Here is a 19,311-nt window from a genome sequence, read left to right as displayed (position 1 = left end):
TTCCTGTAGGAGCTGTCGAGCGAAGCGAGGCTGCGATTTTTTCAGCCGTTAAACCGCATCCCGCGGCAACATCAACCCAAGCGGCAACCGCACCCGCGCTTCCAACCCACCGCCGGAGCGGTTGCGCAGCTCCACATTCCCGCCGTGCATCGAAGCGATCCGCTTCACGATCGCCAACCCCAACCCGGTCCCCTTCCCGCCCCGAGCCCGGTCACCACGGGTGAACGGGTTGAAGATTGCCTCCAGCTCCGACGGATCGATCCCCGCGCCACGGTCCATGACGCTCAGCACCACATACGGCGCACTGGTGTCCCCGGACACATAGGCCGCCACTTCGACGCCGCTGCCGGCGTGATGCAGAGCATTGCCGATCAGGTTGTTCAGCAACCGCTTCATCGACACCCGACGCAACGGGAACGGCTGAATCGGTTCCAGGCGCAAGTGCACTTTCTCTTCGTTCTGGTTGTACGGCGCAGCGACTTCGCGAACCAGCTCGCTGAGGTCCACTTCTTCCACCGACTCGTCACGTCCGTCACGAATGAACGCCAGGAACTGGTCGAGAATCGCATCCATGTCCTCGATGTCGCGCACCATATCGTCGGTCAGGTCACTGTGATCGCCCATCAGCTCCAGGGACAGCCGCAAACGGGTCAACGGCGTGCGCAGGTCGTGGGACACCCCGGCCAGCATCAATTCGCGTTCGCGCCCGGCCTGTTCGACATCCTCGGCCATCTGGTTGAACGCGCGGTAAACCTCGGTCATTTCGCTCGGTGTGTCGCTGATCGGCAGGCGCACACTGCGGCCCTGACCGAGTTGCCGTGCGGCATAGACCAGACGCTTCAAGGGTTGATTGAGCTGGCTGACGAAGATCCACGCCGAGGCGGTGGACAGCAAGCCGATGGCGAGGAACCAGCCCAGCACGTTCCAGATTTTCTGGCCGCGCAACGGATGCGGGTACAGCGGCACTTTCAGCCAGCCATCGCCCAGGCTAGGCGCCCGGACCCACAGCGCCGGCGGTGAATGCATGCGTAATCGGACTTCGGTGTCGCCCCCCAGCTCGGCCTGCATCTGTCGCTGGTAGATCTCGCTGTAAGGCCAATGGTGTTCGCCTTCCGGCACACCGGCGCCCACCACCCGGATCAGGGTCGCGGCATCGGCGATCTTCGCGCGGTTTTCTTCGTCAGCGGCCCAATAGGCACGCAGCGTCAAAGCGACGCCGTGACTGTATTGGCGATCCACCAGCACGTCTTCGTTCATCAACAGATAAACCAGGGTCAGCGCCTTGGAAAACAGGACGACGATCAGCACCAGCCACAGGGTGCGGGAGAAGAAGCTCTGGGGGAACCAAACAGGGGTTTTCATGGGTAACCGCTACACACTTGCAGGAGCGAGCGATGCTCGCATATTGCGGATCGCGAGTCTGCGGGAAAGGTCATCCGACCCGTTGCCCGCAAGACCCGCTCCTACAAATCACCGATCACTTTGTCGCGGTGCCATCCGGAACAAACACGTAACCCACGCCCCAGACAGTCTGGATGTAGCGCGGTTTGGACGGATCGGGCTCGATCATCCGGCGCAGGCGGGAGATCTGTACGTCGATGGAACGCTCCAGGGCATCCCACTCACGACCACGGGCCAGGTTCATCAGTTTGTCGCGGGTCAGTGGCTGACGCGCGTTCATGACCAACGCCTTGAGCACCGCGAACTCACCGGTGGTGAGCATGTGCACTTCGTCGCCGCGCTTGAGTTCGCGGGTGGCCAGGGACAGCTCGTAGTCACCGAAGGTCACGCTTTCGTCTTCGCTGCCCGGGGCGCCCGGCACCGGGGCCGCCTGACGACGCAGGACCGCTTTGACCCGGGCCATCAGCTCGTCCGGGTTGAACGGCTTGGCGAGGTAATCGTCGGCGCCCAGTTCCAGGCCCTTGATGCGGCTCAGCTCGTCGCCCTTGGCGGTGAGCATGATGATCGGAATCTGATTGTTCGCGCTGCGCAGGCGGCGGCAGGCAGTCAGGCCGTCTTCGCCGGGCAGCATCAGGTCGAGAACGACCAGGTTGAACACTTCACGCGCCAGCAGGCGGTCCATTTGTTCGGTGTTCGGGACAGCGCGGGCACGGTAGCCCTTGCTGACGAAAAAACGCTCCAGCAGGCTGCTCAGCCCTGGATCGTCGTCAACAATAAGAATTTTTTCGCCTTCAGCAATGTTTGCAGTGCTGCTCATTGGATGCTCCTTTGATCTCGGCGCGCATTATGGCGTAGCTGCCGTTATACGCACCGTGTGCATTGTTAGCAGATTTTTCCTTCACCGCCAGAAAACCGGGCATTGTGCCTACAGCCACCGATGCCCCCGAAGGGACAGAACGCTGGTTATAATGCCCCGCCTTTTGTGTCAGGCAACGTCTGATCGTTATTGCCGGTAGCCGCTTTTTTTTCATGGCGCTGGCAGTAATTGTTCGATTTCACGGGTCAACGGGAAGCCTGTTGATCCAGGTAGCGGCGCACGCCAGGCCGCTCAACCAGACTCGCCGAGCCCTTTATCTCTGCGCCTGCGAGCCTGCTTTCACAATTTGTCAGGTGGTTTTATGGACAGCATCAACAGCCGCATCGCCGAGGAACTCGGTGTACGCCCACAACAGGTCGAAGCGGCCGTCGCGCTACTCGATGAAGGCTCTACCGTTCCCTTCATCGCCCGCTACCGGAAAGAAGTGACCGGCAGCCTCGATGACATCCAGTTACGTCATCTGGAAGAGCGTCTGCGCTACCTGCGAGAACTCGACGAACGGCGCATCAGCATCCTCGCCAGCATCGAAGAGCAAGGCAAGCTGACCCCTGCACTTGAGCGCGACATCAAACTCGCCGACACCAAGACCCGCCTCGAAGACTTGTACCTGCCGTACAAGCAGAAGCGCCGCACCAAGGGCCAGATCGCCCTGGAAGCCGGCCTCGGCGAGCTGGCCGACGGCCTGTTCAACGACCCGACCCTGAGCCCGGAAACCGAAGCCGCGCGCTTCATCGACGCCGAAAAAGGCGTGGCCGATGTAAAAGCTGCCCTTGAGGGCGCCAAGTACATCCTCATGGAGCGCTTCGCCGAGGACGCCGGCCTGCTGGACAAGCTGCGCAACTACCTCAAGCAGGAAGCCACCCTCAGTGCCCGCGTGATCGCCGGCAAAGAAGAGGAAGGCGCCAAGTTCCGCGATTATTTCGAACACGACGAACCGCTGAAAAGCATGCCATCGCACCGCGCACTGGCAATTTTCCGTGGCCGCAACGAAGGCATCCTCAGTTCCGCGCTGAAAGTCGGCGATGAACTGCCGGGCACCATGCACCCGTGCGAAGGCATGATCGGCCAGCAATTCGGCATCCAGAACCAGAACCGCGCCGCCGACAAATGGTTGGGCGAGGTGGTGCGCTGGACCTGGAAGGTCAAGCTCTACACCCACCTGGAAACCGACCTGCTGGGCGAGTTGCGCGACGGCGCGGAAACCGAAGCGATCAACGTGTTCGCGCACAACCTGCACGACTTGCTGCTGTCGGCCCCGGCCGGCCCGCGCGCCACCCTGGGCCTCGACCCGGGCCTGCGCACCGGCTGCAAGGTCGCCGTGGTTGATGCCACCGGCAAGCTGCTGGATCACGCCACGGTTTACCCGCACGTGCCGCACAACAAGTGGGACCAGACCCTCGCCGTGCTCGCCGCCCTGTGCGCCAAGCATTCGGTCGACCTGATCGCCATCGGCAACGGCACCGCCAGCCGCGAAACCGACAAGCTCGCTGCTGAGCTGATCAAAAAATACCCAGCCATGAAGATGACCAAAGTCATGGTCTCCGAAGCCGGTGCATCGGTGTACTCGGCGTCGGAACTGGCCTCCAAGGAATTCCCGGATCTGGACGTGTCGATCCGTGGCGCGGTGTCGATTGCCCGTCGCTTGCAGGATCCGCTGGCTGAACTGGTGAAGATCGATCCGAAATCCATCGGCGTCGGCCAATACCAGCACGACGTCTCGCAGCTGAAACTGGCGCGGGGTCTGGATGCCGTAGTCGAAGACTGCGTGAACGCCGTCGGCGTGGACGTCAATACCGCCTCCGTGGCACTGCTGGCGCGTATTTCCGGCCTCAACGCGACCCTGGCGCAAAACATCGTCAGCCACCGCGACGAGCATGGCGCCTTCAAAACCCGCGCCGCGTTGAAAAAAGTCGCGCGTCTGGGTGAAAAAACCTTCGAACAGGCCGCCGGTTTCCTGCGCGTGATGAACGGCGACAACCCGCTGGATTCGTCCGCGGTTCACCCGGAAGCCTATCCGCTGGTGCAGCGTATTGCCGCTGAAACCGACCGCGACATTCGCTCGCTGATCGGCGACGCAAGCTTCCTCAAGCGTCTCGACCCGAAGAAGTACACCGACGAAACCTTCGGTCTGCCGACGGTCACCGACATCCTGCAAGAGCTGGAAAAACCCGGTCGCGACCCGCGTCCCGAGTTCAAGACCGCCGAGTTCCAGGAAGGCGTCGAAGACCTCAAGGACCTGCAATTGGGGATGATCCTCGAAGGCGTGGTGACCAACGTGACCAACTTCGGCGCTTTCGTCGACATCGGCGTGCATCAGGACGGTCTGGTGCACATCTCCGCGCTGTCGGAGAAATTCATCAAGGATCCGCGCGAAGCGGTGAAGGCCGGTGATGTGGTCAAGGTGAAGGTCATGGAAGTCGACATCCCGCGCAAACGCGTAGGCCTGTCGATGCGCATGAGCGACACGCCGGGCGAGAAGATCGACGGTGCTCGCGGCGCGCGTCCGGGTTCGGCACCACGCCAATCCCAGAACACCGCACCGCGCAAGGAAACCACGGCAGCGGCCCCGGCCAATAACGCCATGGCCTCGCTGTTCGCCAACGCCAAGCAGTTGAAAAAACGCTGATGGAGATCCCGTCCGGGCTAACTGAAAGCGCGTTTTTCAAGCTGCTGGGGTGTCGCTTGCACAGCCTGGAAACCGGGGTGGCGCAAGTCGCCCTGGCGCTTGAGCCAGAGCTGCGCAATCGCGGTGGCAAGCTGCACGGCGGGGCTTTGTTCAGTCTGGTCGATATTGCCATGGGGCTGGCCTGTTCCAGCACCCACGGCTTTGACCAGCAGAGCGCGACCATCGAGTGCAAGATCAACTACATCCGCGCCGTCGCCGACGGTGAGGTGATGTGCACGGCGCGGGTGATCCATCCGGGCCGTCGCACGCTGGTGGTCGAAGCCGACGTGATGCAAGACGACAAACTGGTCGCAAAAGCACAAGGCACGTTCGCTGTCCTGTAGCTCCCTGTCATCGATTTAGGTTAATTTCGGCGCTGTGATTGCAGCGCTGGAGTTTTCTGTGGGAGCGGGCTTGCTCGCGAAGGCGGTGTGCCAGGCGACTTTAATGTTGACCGACACTCCCTCTTCGCGAGCAGGCTCGCTCCCACAGGGATTGTGGCGATCCAAAACCAGGCGAAAACGCCAGTTTTAACTTCACCCTTGTAGACCGTCTTGCCCACCCCCATATTGGGGCGACTGACGCGTGAAGGAATCCAACTTGAGCGAACTTCTCAACCGCCGCCTGGCTCTGCTCGGCGAGCGCGCTAACCTCTCTCTGCTCGAACAGTGCCTTCACGGCATCGAACGTGAATGCCTGCGCGTGACAGGCGAAGGGCGCCTGGCGCAAACGCCGCACCCCGAAGCATTGGGTTCCGCGCTGACCAATGAACAAATCACCACCGACTATTCCGAGTCGCTGCTGGAATTCATCACGCCAGCCCTGCCAGACCCGGCGGATACCCTGGCGAGCCTCGATAAGATCCATCGTTTTGCCTACAGCAAGCTCGGCAACGAGTACCTGTGGAGCCCCTCGATGCCGTGCCCGTTGCCGGCCGAAGAAGACATCCCGATCGCTTATTACGGCACCTCCAACATCGGTCAGCTCAAGTACGTCTATCGCAAGGGCCTGGCCCTGCGTTACGGCAAGACCATGCAGTGCATCGCCGGGATTCACTACAACTTTTCCCTGCCGGAAAAGCTCTGGCCGCTGCTCAAAGAGGCCGAAGGTTTTGTCGGCACCGACCGCGACTATCAGTCGTCGGCCTACATCGCGCTGATCCGCAACTTCCGCCGCTACAGCTGGCTGCTGATGTACCTGTTCGGCGCCTCCCCTGCGCTGGACGCCGGTTTCCTGCGCGGTCGTTCGCACCAGTTGGAACAACTGGACCCGGACACCTTGTACCTGCCGTACGCCACCAGCCTGCGCATGAGCGATCTGGGTTACCAGAGCAACGCCCAGGCCGGTTTGACGCCGTGCTACAACGACCTGTCGAGCTACACCGACAGCCTGCGCAAAGCGGTGGCCACGCCGTATGCGCCGTACGTCGAGATCGGCACGCACCAGGACGGCGAGTGGGTTCAGCTCAACACCAACATCCTGCAGATCGAAAACGAGTACTACTCCAACATCCGCCCGAAACGCGTGACCTACACCGGCGAACGGCCGATTCAGGCGCTGGTGGCCCGTGGCATTCAGTACGTCGAAGTACGTTGCCTGGACATCAACCCGTTCCTGCCGATGGGCATCGACCTCACCGAATCGCGGTTCCTCGACGCGTTCCTGCTGTACTGCGCGCTGAACGACAGCCCGCTGTTGACCAGTACCAGCTGCGGCAACGCGACGTCGAACTTCCTCAGCGTGGTCAAGGAAGGTCGTCGTCCAGGCCTGCAATTGCAACGCGACGGGCACCCGGTAGACCTGAAGGAATGGGCCGGCGAATTGCTGGAAAAGATTGCGCCATTGGCGGCGTTGCTGGATCAGAGCCATGGCGGCGATGCCCACAGCAAGGCACTGGACGCACAACTGGCCAAGGTCAAGGACTCGTCTCTGACGCCTTCGGCTCAGGTGCTGGCGGCGATGGCCGAGCACAAGGAAAGCTTCGCCCAATTCTCCCTGCGTCAGAGCCAAGCGCATGCGGAGTTCTTCCGCAGCGAACCGCTTTCAAGCGAAGACCAGGCAAAATTTGAAGAACTGGCGCGCTCGTCGCTGGCTCAACAAGTGGAGCTGGAACAGAACGAAGTCGGCGATTTCGATGTGTTTGTCGGGTCGTATCAGGCGAGCATTCTGGCGATCAGTAATTAAGCGGCGTCTGTGAAAAGATCGCAGCCTTCGGCAGCTCCTACGGGACGGTGTCGAGGCTGCGATTTTTTTTGCCCGCATCACGCAATTTCGGATTCGCACGCTACCTTTGTAGGAGCTGCCGCCGGCTGCGATCTTTTGATCCTTTAGAATTTTCCGCTCATAAGGTAATTCGAAAAAGTTATTTATTTTCGGATTCTTATATCATTTAGTCTCCTTTTCACGCCGACCCTCGGTCGCCTGACAAGGAGCTTTCCGATGAAACTGACTTCCTCTCTTCGCCTTCTGGCCGCCGCGTTTCTGGCTTCAGCGAGTCTCCTGGCTCAGGCGGCAGATGTGACCGTCGCCTACCAGACCACCGTTGATCCGGCCAAAGTCGCCCAGGCCGACGGCGCCTACGAAAAAGCCACCCACGCCAAGATCGACTGGCGCAAATTCGACAGCGGCGCCGACATCATCGCCGCCATCGCTTCCGGCGACGTGCAGATCGGCTACCTCGGTTCCAGCCCCCTGACGGCTGCAATCACCCGCAAAGTCCCGGTGGAAACTTTCCTCATCGCCACCCAGATTGGCGCCGCCGAAGCACTGGTCGCCCGCGACGGTTCCGGGATCAAGACCCCGCAAGACCTGATCGGTAAAAAAGTCGCCGTACCGTTTGTATCCACCGGCCACTACAGCCTGCTGGCCGCGCTGAAACACTGGAACATTGATCCCTCGAAAGTCACCGTCCTCAACCTCGCGCCACCCGCGATCATCGCTGCATGGAAACGTGGTGATATCGACGCCACCTACGTGTGGGACCCGGCCCTCGGCGTGGCCAAGGAAAACGGCAAAGTGCTGATCACCTCGGGCGAGTTGGCCAAGTTCGGCGCACCGACTTTCGATGCCTGGATCGTGCGTAAGGATTTCGCCGAGAAGCACCCGGAAATCGTCACCGCGTTCGCCAAAGTGACCCTTGATGCCTACGCCGACTACCGCAAGGACCCGCAAGCCTGGCTGGCCAATCAAAGCAACGTAGACAAACTGGTGAAACTCTCCGGTGCCAAGGCCAGCGACATTCCATTGCTGTTGCAAGGCAACGTGTACCCGCTTGCGGCTGATCAGGTGATCACCCTCGGCGCGCCGACCACCAAGGCCATCACCGACACCGCGGTGTTCCTCAAGGAACAGGGCAAGGTCGAGGCCGTGCTGCCGGACTACGCGCCGTACGTCAGCGCCAAATACATCACCAATTGATCGGGAGTTAACCGCGATGGCTTTGCTACAGCTGGAGCGCATCAGCGCACAGTACCCAGGCGCAGCGGAGCCTGTGCTGGCGGATATTTCCCTGAGCCTGGGGCCCCGGCAGTTGCTGGTCGCCCTCGGCCCGTCCGGCAGTGGCAAGACCTCGCTGTTGAACCTGATTGCCGGTTTCGTCGAGCCCAGCGCCGGGCGCATCACCCTTGACGGCGTGCCGGTCAAAGGCCCGAGCGCCGAGCGCGGCGTGGTGTTCCAGGACGACGCCCTGTTGCCTTGGCAGGACGTGCTGGCCAATGTCGGTTTCGGCTTGGAACTGGCTGGCGTGTCCCGGGACAAACGCGAAATCCGCGCCCGGGAAATGCTCGCGCTGGTGGACCTTTCCGGTTTCGAGAATCGCCGAATCTGGCAGCTCTCGGGCGGGCAGAAGCAACGCGTCGGCCTTGCTCGCGCCCTCGCCGCCAACCCGCGCGTTCTGCTGATGGACGAACCCTTCGGTGCCCTCGACGCCTTCACCCGTGAACAGATGCAGGAGCTGTTGCTGCAAGTCTGGCAGCGCACCGCCAAACCGGTGTTCCTGATTACCCACGACATAGAAGAAGCGGTGTTCCTCGCCACGGATCTGATTCTGTTGACGCCCAACCCCGGGCAAATCGTCGAGCGTCTGAGCCTGGATTTCGGTCAGCGTTACGCCGCCGGTGAGTCGGCACGCTCGATCAAGTCCGACCCGCGTTTTATCGAAACCCGCGAACACGTGCTCGTCAAAGTGTTCTCCCAACGCAGTGCCGTCCAGCGGCAGGAGCGCGCATGAGCACTTATGAAATTCCCGCTACCACGGTGAAACCGGGCTCGACGGCAATCCCGCTGCATCGCAGTTTGAACACGCGCTGGATCAGCGTGCTGACCCTGATCGCGTTGTTGGCGATCTGGTGGGCCGTCACGGCCACTGGTTTGATTGAACCGCTGTTCTTGCCGCCACCTTCCGCCGTGTTGCAAAAAGGCTGGCTGCTGGTGACCACCGGCTATATGGATTCGACCTTGTGGCAGCACTTGGGCGCGAGCCTCAGCCGTATCGGCCTGGGCCTGGGTTTTGCCGTGCTGACCGCCGTGCCGGTCGGCATTGCCATCGGCCACAACCGCATCGCTCGGGGCATTCTCGATCCGCTGATCGAGTTCTATCGCCCGATCCCGCCCTTGGCTTATCTGCCGCTGATCGTGATCTGGTGCGGCATCGGTGAATTGTCGAAAGTCTTGCTGATCTACCTGGCGATCTTCGCCCCGATCGCGATTGCCACCGCCACTGGCGTGCGCACCGTCGACCCGGCCAAATTGCGCGCCGCGCAGTCGCTGGGCGCGACTCGGGCGCAGTTGATCCGGCATGTGATTCTGCCCAGTGCCTTGCCGGACATTTTGACCGGTGTGCGGATTGGTCTGGGTGTGGGTTGGTCGACGCTGGTGGCCGCCGAACTGATCGCCGCCACCAGCGGTTTGGGCTTCATGGTGCAGTCGGCCGCACAGTTCCTGGTCACCGATGTGGTGGTGCTGGGGATTCTGGTGATCGCGCTGATCGCCTTCGCCATGGAAATGGGCTTGCGTGCGCTGCAACGCAAACTGGTGCCATGGCACGGCCAGGCTCACTGAAAAAACATCATGTGAAAAACCCTGTGGGAGCGAGCCTGCTCGCGATGGCGGTGTATCCGCCACAGCCATGTCGCCTGACACTCCGCTATCGCGAGCAGGCTCGCTCCCACAAAAAAGCTCGACACCCCGAATTCGAAGAGAAATACCATGAGCAGCCTGAAAATCGTCCCTTTAAGCTGTGCCCTCGGCGCGCACATCAGCGGCGTCGACATCAGCCAGCCGCTGAACCTGGAACAGCGCGACGCCATCGAACAGGCGCTGCTCAAGCATCAAGTGCTGTTCTTCCGCGACCAGCCGATCGAGCCGCAACAGCAAGCGCGATTCGCCGCCTATTTCGGTGACCTGCACATTCACCCGATTTACCCGAACGTGCCGGAACAGCCCGAAGTGCTGATCCTCGACACTGCCGTCACCGACGTGCGGGACAACGCGATCTGGCACACCGACGTGACCTTCCTGCCGACCCCGGCGATGGGCGCGGTGCTCAGTGCCAAGTTGCTGCCGGCATTTGGCGGCGACACGCTGTGGGCCAGTGGTATTGCAGCGTATGAAGCGTTATCGGCACCCATGAAAACCTTGCTCGAAGGGCTGACGGCTACTCACGATTTCACTCGTTCGTTCCCGCTGGAGCGCTATGGCAATACACCAGAAGCCTTGGCCCAGTGGGAAGAAGCCCGACGCAAGAACCCGCCGTTATCGCACCCGGTGATTCGCACGCACCCGGTAAGCGGGCGCCGGTCGTTGTTCGTCAATGAAGGCTTCACGTCGAAGATCAATGAGCTGTCGGAGACGGAAAGCGAGGTGATTCTGAAATTTTTGTTCGCCCACACCACCCGGCCGGAATTCACCATTCGCTGGCGCTGGCAGAAAGACGACATCGCGTTTTGGGACAACCGCGTGACCCAGCATTACGCGGTGGATGATTACCGCCCGGCACGGCGGGTGATGCAGCGGGCGACGGTGTTGGGGGATGTGCCGTTCTTCCGGTGAGTCTCGGGTTTTTTGATTGATTTTGATGGCCTCATCGCGAGCAGGCTCGCTCCCACAGGGTTATCGGTTGACCACAGAAGTTGTGGTCAACGCAGATCCACTGTGGGAGCGAGCCTGCTCGCGATGCGGCCAGAACAGGTGCCAGAAAATCCGGCGCCGAACACTTACTCAGCCGTCGAAGGCTTCTCCCAAAGATTGATCCCGCCCTCTTGGGCAAACCGATCAATCTCCGCCAACTCTTCCACGCTAAAACTCAGGTTCTTCAACGCCCCGACGTTTTCGATAATCTGCTCCGGCCGGCTCGCGCCGATCAGCGCCGAGGTCACTCGCGGATCGCGCAGGGTCCAGGCCAGCGCCAGTTGCGCCAGGCTCTGACCGCGGCGCTTGGCGATTTCATTGAGCGCCCGCACATGGGCGATGTTGGCTTCAGACAGGTGAGACGCCTGCAACGAGTCACCACCCGGACGGTTGACCCGCGCATCCGCTGGCACGCCATTGAGGTACTTGTCGGTCAACAGCCCCTGAGCCAAGGGCGTGAAGGCGATCACGCCGGTGCCGAGTTCATCGGTGGTATCCAACAGGTCTTTTTCCACCCAGCGATTGAGCAGGTTGTAGGCCGGCTGGTGGATCAGCAATGGCACTTTCCATTCCTTCAGCAACGCGGCGATTTCACGGGTTTTCACCCCGGAATAGGACGAGATGCCGATGTACAGCGCCTTGCCCTGCTGCACGGCGGCGGCCAGTGCGCTGGCGGTTTCTTCCAGCGGCGTGTCCGGGTCGAAGCGATGGGAATAGAAAATGTCTACGTAGTCGAGGCCCAGGCGTTGCAGGCTCTGGTCGAGGCTGGCCAGCACGTATTTGCGCGAACCACCGCCCTGACCGTAGGGACCGGCCCACATGTCCCAACCGGCCTTGCTGGAGATGATCAACTCGTCGCGGTACTGCTTGAAGTCTTCACGCAGCAAACGACCGAAGTTGATCTCGGCGCTGCCGTACGGCGGGCCGTAGTTGTTGGCCAGGTCGAAGTGGTTGATGCCCAGGTCGAACGCCGTGCGCAATAACGAGCGCTGGGTGTCGATCGGGGTGCTGTCGCCGAAGTTGTGCCACAAGCCCAGGGACAGTGCCGGCAGCACCAACCCGCTGCGGCCTACACGGCGGTAAGGGATGGAATCGTAGCGGTTTTCGGCAGCGGTATAGGTCATCGAATCCTCTCTTGTCTGTCTTGAATGTGGTATCGACTGCTTTGCAAGTTGCCCAGCATACGCCGGACAAACGCCGATAAGCCTCAGCCCCGAGAAAATGCTGAAACGTTTCACAGTTTTCATCTTCAGTGTCAGGCGTACCGCCAAGATCACCTTCAAACGGCCCCCGCAAACACCTCCCCCAACCAATCCACAAACACCCGAACCCGTGGCGACATGAGTCGATTGTGGGGATACAGCACTGAAACCGGCATCGGTGGTGGAGGCATATCGCTGAGCACTTCCTGCACCAGCCCTTGGGAAATCAGCGTTTCCATTCGGTAATGCGGACACTGAATCAACCCCAGCCCGGCAATCGCCGAGGCCGCATAAATCTCCGCGCCAAACACTGAAAGCGCACCGCCGATAGCCACCTCTTTCAGCTCGCCATCGACCATGAATTCAAATGGAAACAACTTGGCGGTGGTACGCGAAACATAGTTCACCGCGCGGTGGCTTTTCAGGTCTTCGAGGGTTCGAGGTTCGCCGTATTTACGCAGGTAAGCCGGGCTGGCACAGGTGATCTGTCGCAGGTTGGCGACACGTTTACCGATCAGTGCCGAGTCGCCCAAGGTGCCGGCTCGCAGCACGCAATCAACACCTTCGGCGATCAGGTCAACGAAGCGGTCGGCTTCGCTGATGGACAGTTCGATGTCCGGGTAGCGCGCCATGAATTGCGGCAACGCCGGGATCACGAAGTGCTTGGCCAAGGTGCCGTGCAGATCCACTCGCAACCGCCCTTTCGGCGCCACGCCGCGGAAGGCCAGTTCGGCTTCTTCCAGTTCCGCCAGCAACTGCACGCAACGCAGGTAGTACGCCTCGCCATCCAGCGTAGGACGGACCTTGCGCGTACTGCGCTCCAGCAAACGGGTGCCGAGCCAGGCTTCGAACTGATTCAGCGTGTGAGTCAGGGTCGCACGCGGCAGGTTCAAGTCGTCGGCCGCCAGCGTGAAGCTGCTGCGCTCGTAAATCCGCACGAAAACCTTCATCGCTTTGACTTGATCCACACGGGACTCCTGACGGTCGATTGTTGGCGATTATTGAACAGTCAAGGCAACTCTCATGCATTTAACGCCCTGAGTAAACATGTGAGTCTGGCTTCACTTCAAACCACTCCAAGGAATCAACGCCATGACTACTCAAACCTCGAAAGTTGCCATCGTGACCGGCGCCTCTCGCGGCATCGGTGCCATGATCGCCAGACAACTCGCCAGCGAAGGTTTCGCCGTCGCCATCAATTACGCCAGCAGCGCCACTGACGCGTCAAAACGGGTGGTGGAATTGCGTCAGGCCGGGCATCAGGCCATAGCGGTCAAGGCAGACGTGGCCAATGCCGACGACGTGCGCCGGCTGTTCGACGAGACCGAAGCGCAACTGGGCAAGGTCGATGTGCTGATCAACAACGCCGGCATCCTCAAAGTGATGCCGCTGGCGCAGCACACGGACGAACTGTTCGACCAGACGTTCAACATTCACGCGCGTGGCACGTTCAACACCTTGCGTGAAGCGGCGACGCGTCTGAACAGCGGTGGCCGGATCGTCAATTTCTCCAGCAGTACCGTCGGCTTGAACCTGCCGGGCTACGCGGTGTACATCGCCAGCAAAGCAGCAGTGGAATCCCTGACCCAGGTGTTTGCCAAGGAAATGCGCGGGCGCAACATCACCGTCAATGCCGTGGCGCCTGGCCCGGTGGCGACAGAGCTGTTTTTGCACGGCAAGAGTGAAGAGCAAATCCAGACCTTCGCCAAAATGCCTCCACTGGAACGTTTGGGTCAGCCGGAGGACATTTCCCGAGTCGTGTCCTTCCTGGTCGGCCCGGATTCAGCGTGGGTCAACGGGCAAATCCTGCGGGTCAATGGTGGGTTGGTTTAACTATGCTCGATGTATTGGGGTGAGCTTTAAGGACGCCTTCGCGGGCAAGCCTCGCTCCTACAGGTCTTGTGTCGAACACAATCTCTTGACCGACACTGACCCTGTAGGAGCGAGGCTTGCCCGCGAAGGCGGCCTCAAGGGCAATACACACCTGAAGGGAGGAACGCATCATGCACACCACCATCATCATCTTCTTCGGCCTGGTCCTGCTGGCCCTGATGCTGTTCATCGGCGAGAAACTCGGTTTCCCCCGCCAGACCCTGGCCTTCAGCTTTGTCGTGCTGTGGCTGGCGTTGACCCTGATCAACGGCGCGGTCGGCATGGTCAACGCCGGCCAGCCGTTGAGCACGGAACTGGTGGTGGGTAGCGCGGTGTTCGGCGTCCCGGTGGCGGCGCTGGTGTTGTTCATGGTGTTGAGCCCTGACGCCTGACAAGACGTAAGCGCCAGCGCTCGATCAACGCACCAGGTGCAGGAACTGCATGTGCCGTTCGTACTGGTCAAGGATGTCGTTGATGACCTGCTCCTTGGTGTAGCCCACCAGATCGTAATCCTGACTGCCCTCGCTCAAATGCACTTCAGCCCGGTGGTAACGGCGGTTGTTGAGTTGCTTGGAACCCATGCCGCCACGGGCGAAGGACGGCGTGAAGTAACCGCGCATCTGCACCTGATAGATGAATGGATGCAGTTCGCCGTGACCGATCTCCAGGCTGACGTTGTCGTTGGCCGGATCAGGCTTGGCGACCACGTGTAAACCCTTCTCGACGAACACATCGGTCACTTCCTCAATGGCCGGGCGCACCGTGGTATCGAGGAAGCGATAAACCTCATCCCGAGACGGGAAATGCACCGCCTGACTCAAACGCTGACGCCATCCACCGCGCCGTGCTCCGGACACCGGCGCGAGGGAATGCAGTTGCGCGATCTGCTTCTGCGATTCCAGATAAAACGCCTTGTGCAGCCCCCACATCATCAGCAGCAAAATCATCGAGAACGGTAACGAGGTCAGCACCACCGCTGACTTCAGTGCATCGATGCTGCCGGAGAACAGCAGCGCGCTGGTCACCAGCGCGGTCATCGCGCCCCAGAACACCCGCAGCCATTTCGGCCCGTCTTCATCCGGGTTACCGCCCTTGGCGGATAACGTCGACAACACCACAGTGCCGGAGTCGGCGGAGGTCACGAAGAACACGAAGCTGATGAACACCGTGACCGCGATCACGGTTTTGCTCCACGGATAGGTTTCCAGCAGCAGGTACAAGGTCATCGATGGGTTGTCGATGGCCGACATACCGAGCGCGCTCATGCCGTGATTGAGCACTTGATCGATGGCGCTGTTGCCGAAGATCGACATCCACGCCAGGGTGAAACCGAGCGGAATCAGCAGCACGCCGAAGACGAATTCGCGGATGGTCCGGCCACGGGAAATCCGCGCGATGAACAGGCCCACGAACGGCGACCATGCAATCCACCAGGCCCAGTAGAACACCGTCCAGCCGCCCAGCCAGTCGCTCGGTTTATCGTAGGCGTAGAGGTCGAAACTCTTCATCGGCAAGGCGCCGAGGTAATCGCCAATGTTCTGGATCAGCGTATTGAGCAAGTGCTGGGTAGGGCCGGCGAACAACACGAACAGCAGCAGCGCACAGGCCAGCAGCATGTTGATGTCGGACATCACCCGCACGCCTTTATCGACGCCGGACACCGCAACGATGATCGCCGCGCCCATCATCAGCGTGATCAGACCGACCTGAATCCACTGGGTGTGAGCGATGCCGAACAGGTAGTCCAGGCCCGAGTTGAGGTGCAATACGCCAAAGCCCATATCGGCACCAAGGCCGAACACTGTGGCGATGATGCCGAAGCCATCCACGGCATAACCGATGGGGCCATTGATGCGCTTGCCGATCAGCGGGTACAGCGCTGAACGCAGGGCCAGCGGCAGGTTATGTCGATAGGCGAAATAGGCCAGCGCCATGCCGACGAACGCGAACACGCCCCAGCCGTGCAAGCCCCAGTGCAGAAACAGAATCTGCATCGCCTGACGCGCCGCGTCCGCCGTACCCGCCTCGCCTTGCGGCGGTTGCGCCAGGTGCGTCAGCGGTTCGGACACGCAAAAGAAAAACAGCGTGATGCTGATCCCGGCGGCGAACAGCATGCCGGCCCAGGACAGGTAACTGAATTCGGGTTCGTCGTGGTCGGCACCGAGCTTGATCTTGCCGTAGCCGGACAAGGCGGTGACCACCACGAAGACCAGATACAGCGTCATCGCGAGCATGTAGTACCAGCCGACCGTATTGGCCGCCCAGTTTTGCGCTTGCAACAGCCAGGCACCGGCCTGCTCGGGCATCGCCATGACGACAACGGCGAACAACAAAATGAAGGTCGCCGCGAAATAAAAAACCGGCGGATTCATGCGGACCTGGCCGCTTGCGGGGGTGGACGATGCACTCATGAAAGGTGCACCTCAAGGGGGTGAAACAGGGCAATCAATAACGGACTCGGCAAAGGCAAGCCTCCTGTTGTGAGCGGGCAGCAAACCGGTGGTTTAACTTGAATGAGCGTTCAAGTTAAACATGGATAGGGGGCTAAGGACTAATCGCAGGGCTCGGCGGTGCGTTTTGTACGCTAGCTCAAGGGAGGGTATGACGCGGGGTTTACGGGATTCGTTCGGCGGGAAATTAGCTAAAAGGCCATTCGCTCGGTTTGGCTTGAAACCATTCGCGGGCAAGCCTCGCTCCTACAGGTTTTGGGTCGTTCACGGAATTACCGTTCGACACAAAACCTGTGGGAGCGTGGCTTGCCCGCGATGGCGTCAGAAAGACCACTAGAAATGTTGGACCCTACTTCTGCGTCCCGTCATCATGCTGCAGATTCGCCTGGGTCAGGTTGCACCCCGCCGGCACGCTGCGGGTCAGCCAGACGTTGCCGCCGATGGTCGAGCCCTTGCCGATGGTGATCCGCCCCAGAATCGTCGCGCCGGCATAGATCACCACATCGTCCTCGACGATCGGATGCCGCGGATGGCCCTTCTGCAACTGGCCGTCTTCGTCCGACGGGAAGCGCTTGGCGCCCAGGGTCACTGCCTGATAAATCCGCACGCGCTCGCCAATGATCGCGGTCTCGCCGATCACCACGCCGGTCCCGTGATCGATGAAGAAACTGCGACCGATCTGCGCCCCCGGATGGATGTCGATACCGGTGGCCGAGTGGGCGATTTCTGCGCTGATCCGCGCCAGCATCGGCAGCCCGGCGCGATACAAATGATGGGCCAGGCGATGGTGAATCACCGCCAGAATCCCCGGGTAGCAGAGCAACACTTCATCGACACTGCGGGCCGCCGGATCGCCGTGATAGGCCGCCAGCACGTCGGTGTCCAGCAGGCTGCGCAGCCCCGGCAAAGCGAGGGCGAAGTCCTGAATGATCTGAATGGTTTTGGCCTCGACTTCAGTGTCGGCCTGGGCACTGTGGCGCGCGGCATAACGCAGTTCGAGCCGCGCCTGAGCGAGCAACGCGTTCAGTGCCACGTCGAGCGTGTGGCCAACGTAGAAGTCTTCACTCTCCTCGCGCAAATCCACCGGGCCCAGGCGCATCGGGAACAGCGCACCGCACAAGGCCTCGAGAATGTCCGCCATCGCCGCTCGGGATGGCAACTCGCGACCGCCCTGCTCGCCGCTGGCGCGGCCGTTTTGTGCGCGCCACTGGTCGCGCGCCGTACGCAGTTGGCTGACGATGGTCTGCAATTGCCAATGGCTGGAACGCTCACTCACGGTAAAAACTCCTCATGGGCGGCCGGACGGTCTGGCCACGTTAACGGCGATTACTTTACGGCAACGGCTTGCAGCCGAATTAAGAACCAATAGTGCTGTGCTCAATACTTTTAGCTATAAGCGATTGGCAGTTGCCCCACTAAATACCCGTGCCTATAGTCCTGACATCTTCCTCCGCCAGTACGGACCCATGATCAAACAACAGCTTGCCCGTTTTAACCGCCTCGACCTGCTCGGTCATCCTACTCCCCTGGAAAAACTCGAACGCCTGTCGACCTGGCTGGGCCGCGATGTGTACGTCAAACGCGATGACCTGACGCCATTGGCACTGGGCGGCAACAAGCTGCGCAAACTCGAATACCTGGCTGCCGATGCCCTGGCCCAGGGTGCTGATACGTTGATCACTGCTGGCGCAATCCAGTCCAACCACGTGCGCCAGACCGCCGCGATTGCCGCCAAGCTGGGCCTGGGCTGCGTGGCCCTGCTGGAAAATCCGCTGGGTACCGACGACAGCAACTATGTCGGCAACGGCAATCGGCTATTGCTGGACCTGTTCGACGCCAAGGTCGAGCTGGTGGAAAACCTCGACAACGCCGACGAGCAATTGGAAGCGCTGGCCGGGCGTCTGCGCAGCAACGGCAAGAAGCCGTATCTGGTGCCGATTGGTGGCTCGAATGCATTGGGTGCGTTGGGTTATGTCCGTGCGGGCCTGGAACTGGCCGAACAGATCAAGGACACCGGGCTCAAATTCGCCGCCGTGGTCCTCGCGTCCGGCAGTGCCGGCACCCACAGTGGCCTGGCGCTGGCATTGAACGAAGCACTGCCGGATTTGCCAGTGATCGGCGTGACCGTTTCCCGTAGCGATGAAGCGCAACGACCGAAAGTCCAGGGCCTCGCCGAGCGCACGGCCGAGCTGTTGGGTGTGAGCCTGCCAGCGAGTTTCAAAATCGAACTGTGGGACGAATATTTCGGCCCGCGTTATGGCGAGCCGAATGCCGGGACCCTGGCCGCGGTGAAGCTGCTGGCGAGTCAGGAAGGGTTGTTGCTGGATCCGGTGTATACCGGCAAGGCCATGGCCGGTTTGCTCGACGGCATCGGGCGTCAGCGCTTCAATGACGGCCCGATCATCTTCCTGCACACCGGCGGGGCGCCGGCGTTGTTTGCCTATACCTCGGTGCTCTGAGAGCGCATCGCGCTCTTCGCGGGCAAGCCTCGCTCCTACGGTTTAACCGCGTTCTCCTGTAGGAGCGAGGCTTGCCCGCGAAAGCCGATCTCAAATTCCTATGCCAATAAAGAATAATAAGCTTGATATTTAGTATTTTTATATCTAATGGCAACATCATATAGTCACGCCGCAGGCGAATTTGCAGCAAGACGCATAAGCTGCTTTAGGGCAGGATATCGCAGTCGTTCAAATCCCGAATTTGCCAACTTTCCTTAAG

16 protein-coding genes are annotated in these 19,311 nt (G+C 60.7%); 10 read left to right on the top strand and 6 right to left on the bottom strand.

Annotation, left to right across the window (positions count from 1 at the left end; genetic code table 11):
- Window positions 1–48: 48 nt before the first annotated feature.
- Together KGB14_RS10905 and ompR are read right to left on the bottom strand one after the other, a co-directional pair.
- The gene (locus KGB14_RS10905; RefSeq protein ID WP_223486410.1) at window positions 49–1,362 is read right to left on the bottom strand and encodes an ATP-binding protein; all 1,314 of its coding nucleotides are present in this window, start codon (window positions 1,360–1,362) and stop codon (window positions 49–51) included.
- 115 nt (window positions 1,363–1,477) lie between these two features.
- Complete coding sequence (gene ompR, locus KGB14_RS10900) at window positions 1,478–2,218, bottom strand: two-component system response regulator OmpR (RefSeq protein ID WP_223486408.1); 741 nt, start codon at window positions 2,216–2,218, stop codon at window positions 1,478–1,480.
- Window positions 2,219–2,579: 361 nt separating this feature from the next.
- Between ompR and KGB14_RS10895 the strand changes: the two genes are divergently transcribed.
- The 7 genes from KGB14_RS10895 to tauD all read left to right on the top strand — a co-directional run bounded on the left by KGB14_RS10895 (window position 2,580) and on the right by tauD (window position 10,991).
- Window positions 2,580–4,904 carry a Tex family protein gene (locus KGB14_RS10895; protein WP_223486406.1) on the top strand — a complete coding sequence of 775 codons (2,325 nt, stop codon included), beginning with the start codon at window positions 2,580–2,582 and terminating at the stop codon, window positions 4,902–4,904.
- On the top strand, window positions 4,904–5,287 hold the full coding sequence (locus tag KGB14_RS10890) for a PaaI family thioesterase (protein ID WP_223486404.1): 384 nt from the start codon (window positions 4,904–4,906) through the stop codon (window positions 5,285–5,287). The genes KGB14_RS10895 and KGB14_RS10890 overlap by 1 nt, the downstream gene beginning before the upstream one ends.
- Window positions 5,288–5,543: 256 nt before the next feature.
- Entirely contained in the window at window positions 5,544–7,127 is a 1,584-nt protein-coding gene (gshA, locus tag KGB14_RS10885; protein ID WP_223486403.1) for a glutamate--cysteine ligase, read from the top strand.
- Window positions 7,128–7,382: 255 nt separating this feature from the next.
- Window positions 7,383–8,360, top strand: a complete 978-nt coding sequence (gene tauA / locus KGB14_RS10880) for a taurine ABC transporter substrate-binding protein (RefSeq protein ID WP_223486402.1) — start codon at window positions 7,383–7,385, stop codon at window positions 8,358–8,360.
- Window positions 8,361–8,376: 16 nt separating this feature from the next.
- Window positions 8,377–9,171, top strand: a complete 795-nt coding sequence (gene tauB / locus KGB14_RS10875; RefSeq protein WP_223486401.1) for a taurine ABC transporter ATP-binding subunit — start codon at window positions 8,377–8,379, stop codon at window positions 9,169–9,171.
- On the top strand, window positions 9,168–10,001 hold the full coding sequence (tauC, locus tag KGB14_RS10870) for a taurine ABC transporter permease TauC (RefSeq protein WP_223486400.1): 834 nt from the start codon (window positions 9,168–9,170) through the stop codon (window positions 9,999–10,001). Before tauB ends, tauC begins: the two co-directional genes overlap by 4 nt.
- 147 nt (window positions 10,002–10,148) lie before the next feature.
- Window positions 10,149–10,991, top strand: a complete 843-nt coding sequence (gene tauD / locus KGB14_RS10865) for a taurine dioxygenase (protein WP_223486399.1) — start codon at window positions 10,149–10,151, stop codon at window positions 10,989–10,991.
- A gap of 164 nt (window positions 10,992–11,155) precedes the next feature.
- Here tauD and mgrA read toward each other — a convergent pair whose 3' ends face one another.
- Both mgrA and KGB14_RS10855 read right to left on the bottom strand, forming a co-directional pair.
- Window positions 11,156–12,193 (bottom strand): L-glyceraldehyde 3-phosphate reductase, encoded by a 1,038-nt coding sequence (gene mgrA, locus KGB14_RS10860; protein WP_223486398.1) that lies wholly within the window; start codon window positions 12,191–12,193, stop codon window positions 11,156–11,158.
- A gap of 155 nt (window positions 12,194–12,348) precedes the next feature.
- Window positions 12,349–13,239 carry a LysR family transcriptional regulator gene (locus KGB14_RS10855; RefSeq protein WP_223486397.1) on the bottom strand — a complete coding sequence of 297 codons (891 nt, stop codon included), beginning with the start codon at window positions 13,237–13,239 and terminating at the stop codon, window positions 12,349–12,351.
- 124 nt (window positions 13,240–13,363) lie between these two features.
- Between KGB14_RS10855 and KGB14_RS10850 the strand changes: the two genes are divergently transcribed.
- A complete protein-coding gene (locus tag KGB14_RS10850) occupies window positions 13,364–14,104 on the top strand; it encodes an SDR family oxidoreductase (protein ID WP_223486396.1) in 741 nt (246 codons plus the stop codon).
- A 170-nt stretch (window positions 14,105–14,274) separates the two neighbouring features.
- On the top strand, window positions 14,275–14,535 hold the full coding sequence (locus tag KGB14_RS10845) for a hypothetical protein (RefSeq protein WP_223486395.1): 261 nt from the start codon (window positions 14,275–14,277) through the stop codon (window positions 14,533–14,535).
- Window positions 14,536–14,559: 24 nt separating this feature from the next.
- On the opposite strand, the gene betT is transcribed toward KGB14_RS10845, so the two are convergent.
- Together betT and epsC are read right to left on the bottom strand one after the other, a co-directional pair.
- Entirely contained in the window at window positions 14,560–16,515 is a 1,956-nt protein-coding gene (gene betT, locus KGB14_RS10840; RefSeq protein ID WP_223486484.1) for a choline transporter BetT, read from the bottom strand.
- Window positions 16,516–16,942: 427 nt separating this feature from the next.
- Entirely contained in the window at window positions 16,943–17,869 is a 927-nt protein-coding gene (epsC, locus tag KGB14_RS10835) for a serine O-acetyltransferase EpsC (protein ID WP_223486394.1), read from the bottom strand.
- A gap of 190 nt (window positions 17,870–18,059) precedes the next feature.
- Here epsC and KGB14_RS10830 point away from each other — a divergent pair, with 190 nt between their 5' ends.
- Complete coding sequence (locus tag KGB14_RS10830) at window positions 18,060–19,052, top strand: D-cysteine desulfhydrase (protein WP_223486393.1); 993 nt, start codon at window positions 18,060–18,062, stop codon at window positions 19,050–19,052.
- Window positions 19,053–19,311: the final 259 nt, after the last annotated feature.

Origin of the sequence: Pseudomonas sp. A-RE-19 (assembly GCF_019956555.1) — a bacterium.
In the GTDB taxonomy this organism is placed as follows: domain Bacteria; phylum Pseudomonadota; class Gammaproteobacteria; order Pseudomonadales; family Pseudomonadaceae; genus Aquipseudomonas.
Note: the sequence above shows the minus strand (reverse complement) of the source record. Positions and strands in the feature narration are given on the sequence as shown.